Source organism: Trichocoleus sp. FACHB-40, from assembly GCF_014695915.1.
GTDB lineage: Bacteria > Cyanobacteriota > Cyanobacteriia > Cyanobacteriales > FACHB-T130 > Funiculus > Funiculus sociatus.
Genome location: NZ_JACJPF010000052.1, coordinates 58,017 through 75,415, shown reverse-complemented (window position 1 = coordinate 75,415; position 17,399 = coordinate 58,017). Strand labels below are relative to the sequence as shown.

The window sequence follows — 17,399 nt, the reverse complement described above, 5'->3', positions numbered from 1 at the left end:
AATCAGGGGTTAAGCATTTATTTAAGAGCGACATACAGCATAATAAACTCTTGAACTTTTGCAACTTCCTCTATGGTGGATGCTTCATTTATGCCTCAGCTGAAGTCTTCAGCTAAGCGATTGTTCGATTTGTTGGATCAATTTACCCAGGCGCGAGTGCTGGTAGTTGGTGATTTAACTTTGGATGAATTTCTTACCGGACAGGTAGAAAGAATTTCCAGAGAAGCCCCAGTATTAATTCTCCGCCACGAAAACACCCGGCAAGTGCCTGGAGGTGGAGCCAATGCTGTCTATAATTTGGCGAAGCTAGGGGCGCAGGTGAAGGTGGCTGGACTGGTGGGGAAGGATGACCAAGGACAGGCGCTACGTCGGATTTTTGAAACGGCTGGAATTGATACGAGTGGAATGTTACTCGATCCCCCGCGTCCAACGGTAACTAAAACGCGGATTTCTGGCCATGCGCGACAGTCGGTGACTCAACAGATTGTAAGAGTTGACCGGAAATCCGATGAGTTACCTGATCCAGATTTACAGATCCAGCTTGCTGAGTATATTCGGCAACAACTGGAAACGGTGGATGCTGTGGTTTGCTCGGATTATGGGGATGGCGTGTTTACCCAGCCTGTAATTGAGGCGGCGTTGTCTCATCAGCAAACGATTGTGGATGCCCAAGTAAGTCTCCAAAGATACCAAGGGGCAACGCTGTTTACACCGAATTTGCCGGAGGCTGAGCAGGCTGTGGGATATGCGATCGCTTCTCCCACAGCCGTCACCCAAGCAGGGCGCGACCTCCTTAACTTGACGCAGGCGAAGCAAATGCTGATTACTCGCGGTGAGGAGGGAATGAGCCTTTTTGACCGTGATGGAACACAGCAGCACATACCCGCTTTTAACCGTACCGATGTATTTGATGTTACTGGTGCTGGCGATACGGTGGTGGCGGCGCTGACGTTGGGTTTAGTTTGTGGGGCCTCTTTTTGGGAGGCGGCGGTGTTGGGAAATTTGGCGGCGAGTATTGTGGTGCGTCAGTTTGGGACGGCGACGACAAGCCCGGAGGAGATGAAGGCGGCTTTGTTGGGGTTGTTGGAGGAGGAGTAAACCAACAAGAGAGGGAGGAGTTTAGAGAGGGGTTGGTGGGTTTGGCTGGGGTTTAGAGGAAGTGAAGGTCTTGGGGCCAGTTGTCGGGATTTGTGTAAAGTAAATCCATGTTGGCTGTTATCTTCTGAATATCCCAGTCCCACCATCGTAATGCTAAGAGACGCGCTATAGTTTCGGGTTTGAATCGATAACGGATAACTTTGGCTGGGTTGCCAATTGCGATCGCATAATCAGGAATATCTTTGGCTACAACTGCTTTTGCTCCTATGACTGCGCCATTACCGATTTTGACCCCTGACATGATTGTTGCTTCGTAGCCAATCCAAACATCATTTTCAATGACTGTGATGCCTTTAGTTGTTCCGTCTAAATTGCGGTCATAAGATTTAGTTTCAGATAAAAACCATTGCAGGGGGTATGTTGTAGCTCTGGAGATAAAATGCTCTCCTCCCCCGAAAATTATCACATCTTTAGCAAAAGAGCAAAACTTGCCAATCTGAATTTTTTCTTCGGGGTTCCACAAGGCAAATTTAATCCGACTGCTGGCATAAGTATGATCGCCAACTGTAATTCGACTATCATCGATTTTTGGTGCTAACCATTCTGACGAAGGTGATAAATACTCGTAATAGGTCATAAAGCTCTGAGTAAAAATGTCAAATTTGGCAATTATACTAAATTGAAATAATCAGTATTTAAAAGTAATTATGCCTGTAAAAAACCATCGCAGCTTATTAGTGACTGGTGGGGCAGGTTTTATTGGCTCCAATTTTGTGCATTATTGGTGTAATGCTTACCCAAGCGATCGCGTGGTGGTTCTGGATGCGCTTACTTATGCGGGGAATCTGGGTAATTTGGCTTTGGAGGGAGGAAAAAATTTTCGGTTTGTTCAGGGAGATATATGCGATCGCGCTCTCGTTGATACTCTACTACAAGAAGAAAATATCGACACAATAGCCCATTTTGCCGCTGAATCTCACGTTGACAGGTCTATTCTAGGCCCAGGTGCATTTGTTCAAACCAATGTAGTTGGCACTTTCACTTTATTAGAAGCCTTCCGCCACCATCGGTTAACGTCTCCCCGCCAGCCGCCACAACGGGGGGAACCCCCGCAAGGCGCTGGCTCCCCAACCTCACTCCAACAAGGAGAGGAGCTTATTCCCCGTTCCCTACAAGAGAATTCTAAATCGTTCGATTTGGCTTATCCAAACGGGCAGAGGGGGATTTTCCTCCACATTTCCACCGATGAAGTCTACGGAAGCCTCGCGCCCGAAGATCCGCCTTTTACAGAAACCACGCCCTACGCCCCTAACAGTCCTTACTCAGCGTCCAAAGCAGGAAGCGATCACTTAGTCCGCGCCTATTATCACACCTACAAACTACCAACCATCATCACAAATTGCTCTAACAATTACGGTGCTTATCAGTTTCCAGAAAAACTCATTCCCTTGATGTGCATCAACATCTTAATGGGGAAAGAATTACCTATTTATGGAGATGGGCAGAATCTGCGGGATTGGCTTTTTGTAGACGATCATTGTCAAGCTTTGGATATCATAATTCATCGCGGAGAAATAGGCGAAACTTACAACATTGGTGGCAATAACGAAGTTAAAAATATCGACTTAGTTAAGATGTTATGTCAGCTAATGGATGAATTAGCTGCCGATTTACCAGTGCGTCCCTCTAGCAATTTGATTACTTTTGTTAAGGATAGACTAGGACATGACAGGCGTTATGCAATTGATAGCACTAAACTAAAAATTCAGTTAGGTTGGACACCTTCTGTAACTCTTGAAGCTGGTTTGCGTCGCACCGTTCAATGGTATCTCACTCGCCGCGATTGGTGGGAACCGTTGCTGTCTGAAGAATATCAGGAATACTATCACCAAGTTTACGTATTATAGGTTTATAGGAATAATTTCTCTGTTAAAGATAAGTATTAGATTAACGAGATTGAGTAGGCTAAACTTAATCTACAAATTTACTAATTTCGGAGCTGGAAGTAACTATAGCAATTCAAGGGTTGGGCGCTATACATTGGTAGGGACATGGCAATGCCATGTCCCTACCAATGTAACAAAATGTCAGAACCGCGATACATTCCACCTAACTGAGAAACGCTATAGGTAAAGCGATCGTCCTACATCCAACCTTAACTCACCCCACTGGTGGCCTCAGCCATTTTAGGCGGAGTTCCCATTGCCTTCAACCAACGGTAATTGGAAGCGATCGCTTCGGCTAATGTTTCATGAACCTTATATTCAATTCCAAATTCACCGCATACTTCTTCGACAATTTCTGCTAGTTTCGGGTAATGAATATGGCAGATATGGGGAAAAAGATGATGAACAACTTGAAAGTTTAAACCGCCGAGATACCAGTTTAAAACCTGATTCTTTGGGGCAAAATCTACTGTGGTGCGTACTTGGCAAATCGCCCACTCATCATCTATTCTTCCTGTCTCAGGAGATGGTGTTAAGAAATCTGCTGTGTCTACTACATGGGCAAGTATAAATACAAAACCCATAATTACACCAACCGTCATGTAAGTTGTAACAACACCCAAAATTACTTCGATTGGCGAATATCCCAACATTAAAGGTACACCTATAACATAGGCTACCCAAAAAGCTTTAAAGCTAAAAAACGTTATTAAATCGCTCTTTTTCGGTGTAGGGATTCCATGATTAATGTAGTTGCGCTTGATTAGCAGAACATAGAAATCATAGATAAATCCATGAAGAGGTACAAACCCGTATAGTATCCAAATGTAAAACTGCTGAAAGCGGTGAAACCATCGATACTCCTGTTCGGGAGACATTCTCACCAAGCCTTCACCATCTATGTCCACATCATGATCAACTATATTTGTATAAGTATGATGAAGAACATTATGACGATATCTCCATAAATAACTGGAGACTCCTAATAAATCGGTAGCTAAACTGAGTATCTTATTAACATTTTGGTTATTCGAGTAACCACCGTGATTAGCATCATGCCCAATATTAAAGGCGATTGCCGCCATTGAAATTCCAAGAACTACACATCCAAGGAGTTTAATCCATGAATCGCTAGGTACGAAGATAATAAATGCCCAAGTGGAAATCATCCATGTTAGGCAAATTACGCCTTTGAAATACATGGCGAAATTATCTCGCTGTTTAATACTTTCCGATTCAAAATAAGCTTCAACTCTTCGATTGAGTTCTTTTCTGAATCCAACTGCTTTTGAGAAAGTGACTTTTGACTGCATTCAGTAACCAATTATGCACAAATAACCGTAACAGTATAACGTCTTTTACGATGACGATGCAGCCAAAAATCTGGGAAAACTATTAAGATTGCCCTAAAGACATACATTACTAAATTTATTATGCTCCAGCAGCAAAAGGCCAAGTTGTGAAGAGGAAAACGACAACTGTGGCGATCGCTAACAATCCCTGAATCACATTCCCAATCAGCGAACCTACCACAATGCCCACACCAGCTTTCAGCGAAAGCTTAAATCTAGGCTCTAGTTCCAAGTCGCGGCGATAGAGAAATTCCCCAATAATTGCCCCCAGTAATGGCCCAACCAGAATCCCCACCAATGGCCCTGCGACCAGGAAAGCGGGCAATAATCCCAAAAAACCGACCACCAAACCGACAATGGCACCAATTTGCCCCCACTTGCTAGCGCCAGCTCGCTGCGCCCCCAAATAGCTAGCGAAGAAATCAATGCCAATGCCCAGGATTAACACCACGATAGTAACGCCCAGCGGCACAGCCACAGTACTAAAACCTTGAATGGCTCCCCAGATTAGAATGGCAATTAAAATCAAGCTGGTTCCGGGAATGCCGGGAACCACTGCGCCGACAATGCCAACAACCATGACAGCAACAAGTAGCCAATAAAGAAGTGGTAGGGACATTTTAATTCCAGGGGTTGCGACATTTTTTAAGAAGGGTGTTTATAAAGATGCCTGGTATAGCCGCGAATTCTATTCGCTGGGGACTTTATAAGCATTATCTAAATGAGAGCTGAGAGTGAAATCTAATTTTTCGGCAATCCCAGCTATCCAGTTTTCATCTTGCTTGGTGTAACTCCGAGGAGCATTAGCACCTAAAATCAGCACACCGCGATCGCCTATAGGCTGGCAGATTACACCTTGGGTATTCTCTGGAAGATAGTCAAATTCAATCTGTCCAGGGTATATCTTTAGCGACACTAGATAAACTGGCTTTTGTTTTTCCAGCACTCGCTGCAAAATCGCTCCCGGTTTTACTTCCGGGTTGACACCCAAGATACCCCGACGCAATAGCACTTGTCCTTCGTACCAAACGACAAGCGATCGCGTCACCGTATTGGTCAGCAGCAGATGCGAAGCCCAAGCCAACTCTGTTTTCACTGCTTCCGGCAAGTCTGGCGCTAGTTCAAACCCCTCCTTACCGATCAGTTCAACAACATCAGGCGATCGCGGCTGCACCTGCTGCCATAATAAACCCGTCAAAATCAGCAACGCACTAATAATCACACCCAGCGCATCGGAACGAGCTTGGGATTCCGTTAGCTGGGGTGTCAACAAACGGTTAATCAGCAGCAGCACGCTCGCCAACCCACCGACAACAATGGGCAGCTGCCGCAAAACCTGATTTTGATCTGGTTTAGCCATACTTGCTTAAGGGTTGAAGGTTAATTGAAGCGTTAAAAGTTTGAATAACTTTCAACTTTCCAACTTTCCAACTTTTCAAATTCACAGTTCATCTGGCTCAATGATTCGCTGGAACAGATAGCCAGTGCCTCGTGCCGTCAGAATCAACTCCGGATTACTGGGGTCATCTTCCAACTTAGCTCTCAACCGCGAGATATGTACATCCACCACGCGAGTATCTACGTGGCGTTCTGGCGTATAACCCCAAACCTCCTGCAAAATCTCAGAACGGGAAAAAGGCTCTCCAGAACGGCTGACTAACAATTCCAGCAGGCTGAACTCCATCCCGGTCAGCCGAATTCGCTCATCGCCTTTGTAAACTTGTCGCTTATTGGTGTCAATTTTGATATTCCCCACATGGATGACACCAGAACTAGGAATACCAGTTGCCCCAGTTTTATCCACTCGTCGCAACACCGAACGGATACGTGCTTCCAGCTCTTTTGGCGAAAAGGGCTTCACAACGTAATCATCTGCTCCCAGCTCCAATCCAGTGATGCGGTCAGCAACATCACCTAAAGCAGTTAGCATAATAATTGGCACATCAGATTCCTTCCGCAATTCCTGACAAACGCCATAGCCATCGAGCTTTGGCATCATCACGTCCAAAACTACCAAGTCAGGCTCGGCATTGCGAAAGGTATCCAGTGCTTCTTCTCCATCGGCAGCAGTCACGACATCGTAGCCAATCATGGAAAGGCGTGTTTCCAGAATGCGGCGGATGCTGGCTTCGTCGTCAACTACCAGGATTTTTTCTTTATGGCTTTCCAAGCTCGTGAACGCTCCTTCCTTAAGTCCGATTTCTAATCGTAAATTTGAGTGCTATTACATTAAGATATCATTCAATTTAGTCAGTTTGTAACGGCTGAAATTCGCACTGTTACAGCTTTTCATACTTTCTTAATATTACGTAATATTAAGATTCTTTAACAATAAATATTTGAGTTTGGACGTTAGACTTTGGGCAGAGGCAAAATTTGGGTCTCTACCAACTTTATTTCCTGGCTCCTAGCTGTAGCCTATAGTTCCTAAAAATGGCAAAGCCTAAAACCAACTATGTCTGCAACGAATGTGGGGCAGAAGCTTCACAATGGTTTGGCAGGTGTCCCTCCTGCGGCACCTACAACTCTCTAGAAGAACAGTTCTTGCCACAGTCTGCTTCCCATCCCAGTCGGGGTTTGCAGAGTTCGCAGCGCAACGGCAAATCAGCCGCCAAAATCCCCCAGGCCAGAGCATCTCTGACATTCGCGCAAATTACCGACAATCATCAGGAGCGATGGAGTTCTGGCTATGACGAATTAGATCGCGTACTGGGCGGGGGAATTGTTCCTGGCTCTTTGGTGTTGATTGGTGGCGATCCTGGGATTGGTAAATCAACGCTGCTGCTGCAAACGGCGAATCAGCTGGCGCAGAGGTATCGCATTCTATATGTCTGTGGGGAAGAGTCGGGACAACAGGTGAAGCTGCGGGCTTCTCGCTTGGGTGTCGCAAACACCAATCCGGATGAAGAAGAAAATGGTGGCGCATCTGTCGAGGTGGAGCCTACTGTATCTGTAGAGGCTCCTGTGAAATCGATCCCTGGTGCGGCTGCGGATTTATATGTGCTGGCGGAAACGGATTTAGAAGAGATTATCAGGGAGTTGGAAGCTCTAAGACCGAATGTGGCGGTGATTGATAGCGTTCAGACCATTTACTTACCGTCTCTGACTTCTGCGGCTGGTTCAGTGGCTCAGGTGCGAGAATGTACTGCGGCGCTGATGAAGGTGGCAAAAGGCGAGAATATCACGCTGTTGATTGTGGGACACGTAACGAAGGAGGGTGCGATCGCAGGCCCAAAAGTTTTGGAACACTTAGTAGACACCGTACTCTATTTTGAGGGCGATCGCTTTGCTTCTCACCGACTCCTGCGTTCAGTAAAAAACCGCTTTGGTGCAACTCACGAAATCGGCGTTTTTGAAATGATCGACCGGGGACTGCGAGAAGTTTCTAACCCCTCGGAGCTATTTTTAGGCAACCGTGACGAAGTAGTTCCCGGTACAGCCTTGGTAGTCGCCTGCGAAGGAACTCGCCCGATTGTAGTAGAGTTACAAGCCTTAGTCAGTCCCACTAGCTACAGTTCTCCCCGGCGCTCTACGACTGGCGTTGACTATAACCGACTGCTGCAAATTTTGGCAGTCTTGGAAAAACGAGTCGGCATACCTTTATCTAAGTTAGATGCTTATGTTGCATCTGCCGGAGGGCTGAATGTAGAAGAACCTGCGGTAGATTTAGGAATGGCGATCGCAGTGGTTGCTTCTTTTCGCGATCGCATTGTCGATCCCAGCACCGTTTTAATCGGTGAAGTCGGCTTAGGCGGACAAGTTCGAGCAGTTTCCCAAATGGAACTACGGCTGAAAGAAGCAGCTAAATTGGGCTTTAAAAAAGCCATTGTTCCCAAAGGGCAAAAGTTCCCAGAACTCGGTTTAGAAATTATCCCGGTGGCAAAAGTGATAGATGCTATCATTGCCGCAATTCCGCCTCAACATCATGCTGATGAAGAAATGCTGGAAGAAGATGAAGATTGATAGATGTTAGTTGAATTATGGCTAATTCTTCAAAAGCCATAATTCAATTAGCGATTAACTAATGACTTGAGGAGTGTTATGAAAAATCAAATAAAGATTGGCGGCCTTGTACTTTCCGTTTTAGGCTGCATCGCCCTGACTCAGAACGCGATCGCGCAGAACACAGGCAAGATTAATATTGAAATCGAAGGCTTACGCAATCAACAAGGCGAAGTTTGTCTCAATATTTTTTCTGGTAGCAGAGGATTTCCCAGCGATTCGGAAAAAGCTGTTAAAAAACAGTGTTTTCCAATAACAAAACGTCCTCTTACCGTAACGTTAGGAGGCTTGAAATATGGCAGCTATGCTGTCTCGGTATACCACGACCAGAACGGAGACAAAAAACTAAACCGAGACAGTTTAGGTATTCCCGCAGAAGGATTTGGATTTTCTAATAACCCCTTTGTCGGCACAGCACCCGCCAAATATAGAGAAGCGCTGTTAATTGTTGCCGGAGAAAGTACCAATATCAAGATTATGATGAAATATTCGATCAATAGTTAAATACAGAGCAATAGGGTCATTTAGAAGCTCAAAGTCCCAAATCTGCGTAAACTACAGCTATTTGGGGTGACACAAACAAAGCCTGCTTTTGCAGGCTTTGAGAGTCATTAATCTCGCACAACGCAAGACTTCTTTTGTTCGCCCTTGACTTCAGGATTCTGTTGGCGTAACAACCTAACCCTGGCCCCGCAATCCTTACAAGGCTTGCGGAAACCGGAACCTCCCCTATTAGGAGAGAAATCTTATCCGGAAGCCGTCAACAGTATCCTTTAGTCGTCGGCGCTTATGGGGTGGAACGCAAATCTTACTTAACAGTAGCCTTCGCGCCAGCTTCTTCCAGCTGCTTTTTGATATCAGCAGCTTCTTCCTTGGCAGCGCCTTCCTTAACTGGCTTAGGAGTGGATTCCACTAAATCCTTAGCTTCCTTCAAACCCAGACCAGTGATAGTCCGCACAACCTTGAGGATGGCAATCTTCTTATCAGCTGGAACATCATCCAGAATCACGTCAAACGCAGTTTGCTCTTCCACTGCTTCCGCAGCAGCACCACCACCAGCACCAGGAGCAGCCATCATCATCATGCCGCCAGCGGGTGCAGCAGCACTCACGCCAAAGGCTTCTTCAATCTGCTTAACGAGTTCAGCAGCTTCCAATAGAGTCAGTGATTTGAGTTGGTCGAGAATTTGATCGGTTGTAGCAGACATGAATAAACTCCAGTAAAATTGATTTTTTTGAAGTCCGCGCAGGCGGACTTCCTTCGCCCTTGACTTTAGTCGTCAGGCATCTATGCAGCAGCATCGCCCTCGGCGTTGCCACCTTCTTGCTTGTCGGACACCGCTTGTAAACCTCGTGCCAGCGAAGCGGGAACCTCGTTGATACCGATGGCAATCTTGGCTGTCAACGAATTGATCGCCCCAGCAATTTGCGCCATGAGTTGTTCCTTCGAGGGCAAGTCACCAAGTGCCTTGACATCAGCTTCACTAAGAGAGCGACCTTCCATGACACCGCCGCGAAGTTCTGTCTTCTTGGTGGCTTTTTGGAAGTCTTGATAAGCTTTGATAGCGCCGCTCAAGTCGTCTTTTACTAGCAGGAAGGCGGAAGACCCAGTGAGCAATTCCGTCATTGGTTGCCAGGTATCGTTACCGTCCACGGCAATTCGCATGAAGGTGTTTTTCGCCACCTTGCACACTGAGCCACTTGGGCGCAGTCGCCGCCGCAAGTCAGTAATATCAGCAACGGTTAGCCCTTGGTAGTTAATCACAAGTGCCAAGTTGGACTGATCCAAAGTTTCTTTGAGATCAGCGACAATCTCGCGCTTATTTTCTGGCGATCTACCCATCTATGTTTCACCTCCTTACTAAGTGCAGAATGCCAAACTTTCAAAAGCCCAATAAAAAACCCCAGTGGTAAAGCCGGGGTAGGAGCGATCGCATCTTTAATATCACTTCTGCCATGCTACTTGCGGCTAGAAGATTGATACTTGATGCGATAAAGGCGCAAACCTAAGCAGGAAATTAAGCATATGATCGCTCCTGCTGTCTCCGGCGCGTACTTATTCAGTTTATTGGGCTTAAATCTTGAAATCTTTCTCCTTGTATCCTTCCTTTCCTAGGCTGGGAAGAAGCCCACCCTAGGAAATCTAAATTTTAGGCAGCATCACCGAACTTAAAATCGCGCAGAGCGTTGATGTCAAGTTGAATTGATGGCCCCATTGTCGCCGATACGTACATCGTGCGCCAGTAGCGACCTTTGGCTCCGGTTGGACGGTTGCGGTCAATCGTTTCCTGCAATGCTTTCAGATTCACCAGCAAGTCGTCAGTTGGGAAGGCAGCTTTGCCAAACATAACGTGAACGATGCCAGTGCGGTCTGCTCTGAATTCTAGCTTACCAGCTTTAAACTCTGCGATCGCACCCGCCAAATCAAATGTCACCGTCCCCCCTTTGGGGTTAGGCATCAAACCCCGTGGGCCTAGCATACGCCCCAGTTTTGCTACCTGTGGCATCATATCCGGGGTTGCCAGCAGCAGGTCGAAATCCATCATACCTTTTTGGATTTCATCGATCAGCTCTTCAGACCCGGCGATATCCGCACCGTTAGCACTTGCTTCTTGTACCTTCTCCCCACGAGCGATTACAGCGACTCGAATTGTCTGTCCAGTTCCTTTAGGCAGAGCCACCGTGGTTCGCAGTTGTTGGTCGGTATACTTGGGGTCAATTCCTAACCGGATATGTGCCTCAGCTGATTCGGAAAATTTTGCTGTTGCTGTCTCTTTTAACAGGTTTAGAGCATCTATCGGTTGGTAGACTCGATCTTCAACTTTCTTTTGCAGTTCTTGAAGTCTGCGAGATAGTTTCTTTGTCATATTTCTCTCCTGGGGTCACTAACGAGGTGTCGCCTCTCCCCCGATAAAGTGTTGTTTGTCCGTTGTCCTTCGGCGTTTTAACGTTTTAAAATTGTCAAGTTTTTACAACCTTACAACCTTACAACTTGACAACGTTTTAACGTTCAGTGACTAATCCGAAATTGTCACGCCCATATTTCGAGCCGTTCCTTCGACAATTTTCATTGCCGCATCAATGTCGTTGGCATTGATGTCAGGTAGTTTGGTTTGGGCAATTTCTTGCAGTTGCCCCCGTGTAATTGACCCCACTTTTTTCCGATTTGGTTCGTTAGAGCCGCGCTCAATGCCAGCTGCCTTGCGAATCAAAACTGATGCTGGTGGTGTCTTGAGAATAAACGTAAAACTGCGGTCTTCATAGACTGAAATTTCTGCTGGAATCACCATTCCCGCTTGGTCAGATGTTTTGGCGTTGTACTCTTTGCAAAACGCCATGATGTTTACACCGTGCTGACCTAGAGCCGGCCCCACCGGAGGGGCGGGGTTAGCTTTCCCAGCATTTAGAGCTAGTTTTATGACCGCAACAACTTTCTTTGCCATCTTGACTGTTTAGCCTTGTTTCTGAACCTGATTAAACTCCAATTCTACTGGCGTATTGCGTCCAAAAATCGATAGTAACGCCTTCAGCTTGCTCCGTTCTGGGCTGACTTCAATTACCTCGCCTTCAAAATCTTTAAACGCGCCAGAAAGGACGATAATTTTATCTCCATTAGCCAGATAAGTTTTGACTACTGGTGCCTGTTCGGTGGTTTGTTTAAAGATCCGTTCCACTTCCGAGAAACTCAGCGGCAACGGTTTTACGTGTCCGCGCCCTCTTCCGTAGCGGCGTTTTTGTTCTGCCCCGACAAAGTTGATTACGTTTGGAGTATTTTTGACGACTTGCCAAGCTTCGTCGTCCATCTCCAGTTCACCATCTTGTCCGGGAACTAGTCGCATCCGGACTAGCACATAACCTGGAAAAACTTTTTCTTCCGAGGTTTTGCGACTGCCATCTTTGAGCGTTTTTACGGTAGGGGTTTGAGGTATCTCTACCTGTAAAATTCGCTCTGCGACATCCAGGGTTTGAATGCGCTGTTCCAGGTTTGTCTTGACACGCTTTTCACATCCAGAGGCAACCTGAACAGCATACCATCTAGACTTTACAGGCGCATTGGAGCTTTCTTCTCGTTGCTCGAAATCTTGTGTATCGTCGTCCGCTGCATAACTCATCCGAACACCTGCTTTGCTGCCCATGCAAACAAACCGTCGAAAAGATAAATCATAGTCGCCGAAAGAGTCACCATTAGCAGCACAGCCGCAGATTCGCTGATCAACTGCTGCCGACTGGGCCAGACAACTTTGTTCAGTTCTTCTTTGGTTTCCTGAACAAAGTTCGATACGTTAAACCCAGGATTTTTTTCTGTGCTTTCTGGTTCGTTTTTCTTTGCCACACTATCTCTCCCGTGAATTCAGATGTAGGTTGTCCCTTGGCGTTTGAACGTTTTAACGGTTGAAATGTTGTTATAACCTTTCAATGTTTCAACTTGAAACGAGAATGACTACCCACACAACATAAGTCTACCCGAAAGTTTATATCTTTGAGGCTGGCTATCCAACCCTAAAGATCCCTTCGGGCAGAGCTTTGTAACTAAGGTCTTGAGTTTTTCACTTTTTTACTCAGTCCTCAGTCCTGATTTGTGCTGAGAGCGCGCCCTGGAGGACTTGAACCCCCGACATCAGGTTTTGGAGACCTGCGTTCTACCAACTGAACTAAGAGCGCACAGGTGGAAGCCAGAGCGATCGCCTAAACTTCTCTAGTTTCCAGTTTAACCCCTTGTGGCATCAATCGGAAATCACCTTTCCAATTTCAACTACGAGTTGCGGTCAAACCGTTGTTTAACCCTAGTAGCTTTACCAATGCGATCGCGTAAGTAATACAGTTTAGCACGACGCACCTTACCACGGCGAATAATTTTGATGTTTTCTATTCTTGGAGAATGAAGCAAAAACACTCGCTCAACGCCTACCCCTTGGAATACTCTCCGCACGGTAATCGTGGAGTTTATGCTGCTACCGCCTTTAGCGATAACAACACCTTCGTATGGCTGCGTCCGTTCTTTGCCGCCTTCTTGGATAATTACCCCAACCTTAACAGTGTCTCCCACATAGATTATGGGTAGCTCCTTTTTCAGTTGCTCCGCTTCAATGGAGTGAATTATTTCCTGAGCATTCATTGGTTTTGTAAAAAACTCACAGCCTCCTAGCTTATCTTAATGCCCGGTTGTTTGTCTATAGCTAATTCCAACTTTAAATGGAGCGAGCATTTAGAAAAAAAGGTAGAAGGTAAAATTGAGGAATTTTTCAATTTTACCTTCTACCTTTTTAAGGGCAGTAGCGGCATATGAAGACTTTTCGCTTAAGACTTGATCGCCCCAACTCCCCTTTGTGATTTGGAAATTAGCCCCCCAATTTACCCTTGGGCTGGGGGGAGCCGATTAGAGCCTTTTTACGGTTGAATGCTATTAACCGCTGCTTGAACCTTCTGGACGACTGGCGCGGGAAGAGGCACGTATCCTAGCTCCTCACTGTATTTTTGCCCCTCAGTTAAGCTCCAGTTGAGAACGTTCTTCAAGGCTTGTGCCTTTTGGGGGTCTTCATAGGTTTTGTAAGCCATGATCCAGGTATAGGTAACAATTGGGTAAGAATTGTCCCCTTCTGGATCGGTGATGGAAACCTGTAAGTCGGCTGGTAGAGTCGCTGCGGCTAGAGTGTTGGCAGCAGCTTCGCCACTGGGATCAATAAACTTGCCTGCTTTATTTTCCAAAGCTGCTACAGGGATATTTTGTTGCTTGGCATAGCCGTACTCAACGTACCCGATTGCGCCTTCGCTTTGTAGCAGCTGGGCGGTGACACCTTCGTTACCTTTAGCACCAACTCCCACAGGCCAGTTGACAGTTTTACCTGCGCCGGGGCCGCCTTTCCAATCTGGACTAATTGCACTCAGGTGGTTTGTGAAGACGGCAGTGGTGCCGCTACCATCAGAGCGATGTATAACCGTAATCGGTCTGTCTGGTAATGTCAATCCAGGATTGGCTTGGGCAATTCTCGGGTCATTCCAAGTCTTAATTTTGCCCAAGAAAATATCGGTGTAAACTGCGCGTGGTAGCTTCAGTCCTTTGACATCCGGAAGATTGTATGCTAATACAATGCTTCCAGCTGTCATAGGTAACAGTACAGCACCTTTGGCAACCTTGGCGATTTCCTCTTGCTTCATGCCTGTATCGCTGGCTCCAAAGTCCACGGTTCCCTGGGTGAACTGTTCTACCCCAGCGCCACTACCCACGGATTGATAGCTGACTTGGACGTTGGGATTTTGCTTGTTGTATTCAGAAAACCACCGCTGATATAAAGGAGCAGGGAAACTAGCACCAGCACCAGTGATGCTGGCGTTGCCACCGCCGCCCCCAGCGTTGGCGGCAGGAGCAGGGCTACCACCCGTTGCTGCTGGCGGAGAAGCTGGTGGGTTGTTTGAAGGACAACCACTCAAACTCATGGAGAGGGCGATCGCAGAAAATACAAAAGCCTTTCGTGTTGAACGCATTGAAGAAAACATACTAATCTTTGAGTTTTGGTAAAAGCTGACGCTGAATGATTGCCAAAATTTTTCGAGTGCATCTAAAAAAGGTGGTGATAACCTCTGGTGTACCACCGACGCACCAGTAGCGGATGAAAGCCGATCCCACACCCCACAAGAGTTATGTATTTACAAAACTCTTGATGCTCCCATTTTCCATCCCATGCTAGTTGTGCAAGGTTATGCAAAGGTAAATTATTGGTAATATCAAGGTTAAGCAATCAGGATGGGGATGATTAGAAGGCTTTAGCCAAGCGGACTTTTGAAGTTTAGAGTAACCTCACAAACTTCTTAATCTCAGCAAATCTCTGATTTCTCGTTCCCAGCCGAAACTAGAAACGAGAAAATTTGATTACCAATCAATGAGAGGCAATCATCTAAAAGAAAAAAGGCAAAAATGAAAAATTCTTTTTTTGCCTTTTTTCTTTTTTAGAACGTGAAGGTTGTCCGAATCGTTCCAACGTAGATGGAATCGTTGTTATCGTTGTGTTCTGGATTCAGAATCACGATCAGACCAGGGGTGATAGCGATGTTAGGAGTCACCCGCAAGCGATAGAAACCTTCTAGATGGTAAGAGGTATCGTTATCTTCACGACCATCCACCTCGTTATCGGTAACTTTAGGTGGTATACCGAAGACAAAACCCAGCAGGTTGCCTCGTTTACCCAAGTCTGGGAAAGCCACGTTCACAGCAGCGTTGAAAATGTCTGCATTAGATCCTCGCGTTGCCGGGCCTGCGGGACTGGTTTCAGCAACGGCGTTGGTATAACCTACCCAACCGCCAAGGGAGAAGCGAGGGCTGAGGCGCAGGTTAGCTTCCAAACCGTAGGAATTCGATGTCGTAGCAACTCCACCACCAAAAGGCGTATTAGCAAAGCTACTGCCTGTACCTGCTGAGACGCTGACATCGTTATTACTGCCAGAATAGTAGCCGTGGACATAAGTTAGACCTAAGGAGAAGGCGTTACTAGGTTGGAAGGTCAACTGACCCAGAGCAGCATATGTACCGTCAAATAGACCGCGACCTTCGCCTGGGTCGTTGGAACGTCGGGCAAAGTAACCCCCAGACAAGGACAAGGCGTTGCTAATGCTGTAGTTAAAGGATGCGCCACCGCCGCCACCTGCGCCAGTTGGGTTCCCAGACCGATAGATGGGGTTAAAACGACCGAAGCGGGAGATGGAGCCACTGCCGCTGCTCTCAAAGTAGGGGTTGACAGTGGGGATAACCGTGTCGTTGAACTCACCCCTGATGGCATCAAGTTGAACAGTTAGTCTTTGACCGACGGGGAAGCGATAGTAAAGTTCGTCAACGGCAACATCGTTATCAGTATTGACCGGACCTGTTCCCTCAAATCCCAAGCGGGTCATGTTGGTGCCAGTTAGACCCGAACCAAACGAGGGGATGTTGGCAGCTTCCAAGCGAGTTCTCAGGCGATCGCGTCCGGTGAAGCTGGTGTCAAAGTTCAGACGTACCCGGTTGGCTAAAATGGTATTTGCTTCTATGTCCTGATCTGAATCAGGCTGACCAGAAGCTACAGCTCTGTCTTCGCCAAAGGCATCAGCAATTGCGAAGATAACTTCACCAGCCAGTTTGGTAGTGGTAGAAAACTGATTTTCTTCTAGGAAGTTGGTGCGAGCTTCCAGGTTGTCTACCCGCGTCCGCAGGGTTGCCAGTTCTGCCCCAAATTCATCAATTAACCGCTGAAGTGTTGCCAAATCTTCTTTGGTAACGAAATCTGCGGTGGAAGCGGCAATCAATTTTTCAATTTGCAGCAAACAAGCGTTTAATCCGGCGGCAAATTCAAACCGCGAAAGAGCGCGATTGCCACGATAGGTGCCATCGGGATAACCTGCAATACAACCGTAACGCTCAACTAGGCTTCGCAGTGCTTCATAAGCCCAGTCAGTCGGTTGCACGTCCCGCAGCTGGGAAATGTTGGTTACTTGATCCATCGAATCAGAGGAACCAGTTTCACCGTTGTAGCGGTTGATTTGTTCTAAAACTTCTGTGTTTTGAACTGCTGGAGCGCTATTTACGGGTGTTTGTGCCACGGTTGTGCTTTCTGCCACAACTGGCGCTGGACTTGCGTTCTCGGCTACTGGTGTCTCAGCTACCGGAGCAATGTTGATATTTGGTTGGGCAGCTAGTTGCTCAACTTGGGGCTGCTGAGTTTCTTGGGCAACAGGCGCGATCGCGATTTCCTTTAACTGTTCCTGAGCCGCTTCGCTCGACTGAACAATCGTTTCTTGTGTACCAGCTGCTTCACTCTCGGCAGCTGGTGCCATTGGAGCGATCGCGTTTTCGGCGGCAGGTTTCTGGGCGGCGAGGGTGCTAGTTGCAATTAATAAAGATGCACCCAATAAGGCTGGCCCCAGTTTTAGAGCATTCCAGACAAAATTAAACATTAGTTTTTCCTCACACCTAACTGGACTCACCGAGAACGTTCCGGATTTAATGGAACACTTTTGAGAACGTTTTACAAAAT

At 46.7% G+C, this 17,399-nt stretch carries 18 protein-coding genes, 1 tRNA gene and 1 other annotated feature; of the genes, 4 read left to right on the top strand and 15 right to left on the bottom strand.

Features of this window, described 5'->3' with window-relative positions:
- Positions 1–90: 90 nt before the first annotated feature.
- Positions 91–1,098, top strand: coding sequence for a D-glycero-beta-D-manno-heptose-7-phosphate kinase (gene rfaE1, locus H6F63_RS11515; RefSeq protein WP_242019674.1), 1,008 nt, complete (start codon positions 91–93; stop codon positions 1,096–1,098).
- A 52-nt stretch (positions 1,099–1,150) separates the two neighbouring features.
- Here the strand turns inward: rfaE1 and H6F63_RS11510 are convergent, their stop codons facing one another.
- A complete protein-coding gene (locus tag H6F63_RS11510) occupies positions 1,151–1,735 on the bottom strand; it encodes a CatB-related O-acetyltransferase (protein WP_190637452.1) in 585 nt (194 codons plus the stop codon).
- Positions 1,736–1,805: 70 nt separating this feature from the next.
- Between H6F63_RS11510 and rfbB the strand changes: the two genes are divergently transcribed.
- Entirely contained in the window at positions 1,806–3,005 is a 1,200-nt protein-coding gene (gene rfbB / locus H6F63_RS11505) for a dTDP-glucose 4,6-dehydratase (RefSeq protein ID WP_190637450.1), read from the top strand.
- Between the two features lie 248 nt (positions 3,006–3,253).
- On the opposite strand, the gene H6F63_RS11500 is transcribed toward rfbB, so the two are convergent.
- The 4 genes from H6F63_RS11500 to rpaB all read right to left on the bottom strand — a co-directional run bounded on the left by H6F63_RS11500 (position 3,254) and on the right by rpaB (position 6,566).
- Complete coding sequence (locus H6F63_RS11500) at positions 3,254–4,357, bottom strand: acyl-CoA desaturase (protein ID WP_190637448.1); 1,104 nt, start codon at positions 4,355–4,357, stop codon at positions 3,254–3,256.
- 118 nt (positions 4,358–4,475) lie between these two features.
- Positions 4,476–5,015 (bottom strand): DUF456 family protein, encoded by a 540-nt coding sequence (locus tag H6F63_RS11495; RefSeq protein WP_190637446.1) that lies wholly within the window; start codon positions 5,013–5,015, stop codon positions 4,476–4,478.
- 69 nt (positions 5,016–5,084) lie between these two features.
- On the bottom strand, positions 5,085–5,756 hold the full coding sequence (locus tag H6F63_RS11490; RefSeq protein ID WP_190637444.1) for a cofactor assembly of complex C subunit B: 672 nt from the start codon (positions 5,754–5,756) through the stop codon (positions 5,085–5,087).
- A gap of 81 nt (positions 5,757–5,837) precedes the next feature.
- Complete coding sequence (gene rpaB, locus H6F63_RS11485; protein WP_190422928.1) at positions 5,838–6,566, bottom strand: response regulator transcription factor RpaB; 729 nt, start codon at positions 6,564–6,566, stop codon at positions 5,838–5,840.
- A gap of 263 nt (positions 6,567–6,829) precedes the next feature.
- Here rpaB and radA point away from each other — a divergent pair, with 263 nt between their 5' ends.
- Both radA and H6F63_RS11475 read left to right on the top strand, forming a co-directional pair.
- Positions 6,830–8,359: a DNA repair protein RadA gene (radA, locus tag H6F63_RS11480; protein WP_190637442.1), complete on the top strand. Its 1,530-nt coding sequence runs from the start codon at positions 6,830–6,832 to the stop codon at positions 8,357–8,359.
- Between the two features lie 78 nt (positions 8,360–8,437).
- Positions 8,438–8,902, top strand: coding sequence for a DUF2141 domain-containing protein (locus H6F63_RS11475; protein WP_190444496.1), 465 nt, complete (start codon positions 8,438–8,440; stop codon positions 8,900–8,902).
- Positions 8,903–9,206: 304 nt separating this feature from the next.
- On the opposite strand, the gene rplL is transcribed toward H6F63_RS11475, so the two are convergent.
- The 10 genes from rplL to H6F63_RS11425 form a co-directional block, all read right to left on the bottom strand.
- A complete protein-coding gene (rplL, locus tag H6F63_RS11470; RefSeq protein WP_190637440.1) occupies positions 9,207–9,605 on the bottom strand; it encodes a 50S ribosomal protein L7/L12 in 399 nt (132 codons plus the stop codon).
- A gap of 80 nt (positions 9,606–9,685) precedes the next feature.
- On the bottom strand, positions 9,686–10,240 hold the full coding sequence (rplJ, locus tag H6F63_RS11465) for a 50S ribosomal protein L10 (protein ID WP_190637438.1): 555 nt from the start codon (positions 10,238–10,240) through the stop codon (positions 9,686–9,688).
- A 44-nt stretch (positions 10,241–10,284) separates the two neighbouring features.
- Positions 10,285–10,464, bottom strand: a sequence feature (ribosomal protein L10 leader region).
- 83 nt (positions 10,465–10,547) lie between these two features.
- The gene (gene rplA / locus H6F63_RS11460; protein WP_190444499.1) at positions 10,548–11,264 is read right to left on the bottom strand and encodes a 50S ribosomal protein L1; all 717 of its coding nucleotides are present in this window, start codon (positions 11,262–11,264) and stop codon (positions 10,548–10,550) included.
- A gap of 150 nt (positions 11,265–11,414) precedes the next feature.
- The gene (rplK, locus tag H6F63_RS11455) at positions 11,415–11,840 is read right to left on the bottom strand and encodes a 50S ribosomal protein L11 (RefSeq protein ID WP_190422940.1); all 426 of its coding nucleotides are present in this window, start codon (positions 11,838–11,840) and stop codon (positions 11,415–11,417) included.
- 9 nt (positions 11,841–11,849) lie between these two features.
- Entirely contained in the window at positions 11,850–12,509 is a 660-nt protein-coding gene (gene nusG, locus H6F63_RS11450; RefSeq protein WP_190422942.1) for a transcription termination/antitermination protein NusG, read from the bottom strand.
- A complete protein-coding gene (gene secE, locus H6F63_RS11445; protein ID WP_190444501.1) occupies positions 12,506–12,730 on the bottom strand; it encodes a preprotein translocase subunit SecE in 225 nt (74 codons plus the stop codon). Before secE ends, nusG begins: the two co-directional genes overlap by 4 nt.
- A 256-nt stretch (positions 12,731–12,986) precedes the next feature.
- A tRNA-Trp gene (locus tag H6F63_RS11440) sits at positions 12,987–13,059 on the bottom strand.
- A gap of 91 nt (positions 13,060–13,150) precedes the next feature.
- Positions 13,151–13,513, bottom strand: a complete 363-nt coding sequence (gene rplS / locus H6F63_RS11435; RefSeq protein ID WP_190422946.1) for a 50S ribosomal protein L19 — start codon at positions 13,511–13,513, stop codon at positions 13,151–13,153.
- Between the two features lie 272 nt (positions 13,514–13,785).
- Positions 13,786–14,880, bottom strand: coding sequence for a phosphate ABC transporter substrate-binding protein PstS (pstS, locus tag H6F63_RS11430; protein WP_242019672.1), 1,095 nt, complete (start codon positions 14,878–14,880; stop codon positions 13,786–13,788).
- Between the two features lie 462 nt (positions 14,881–15,342).
- Complete coding sequence (locus H6F63_RS11425; protein WP_190637434.1) at positions 15,343–17,319, bottom strand: iron uptake porin; 1,977 nt, start codon at positions 17,317–17,319, stop codon at positions 15,343–15,345.
- Positions 17,320–17,399 lie beyond the last annotated feature (80 nt).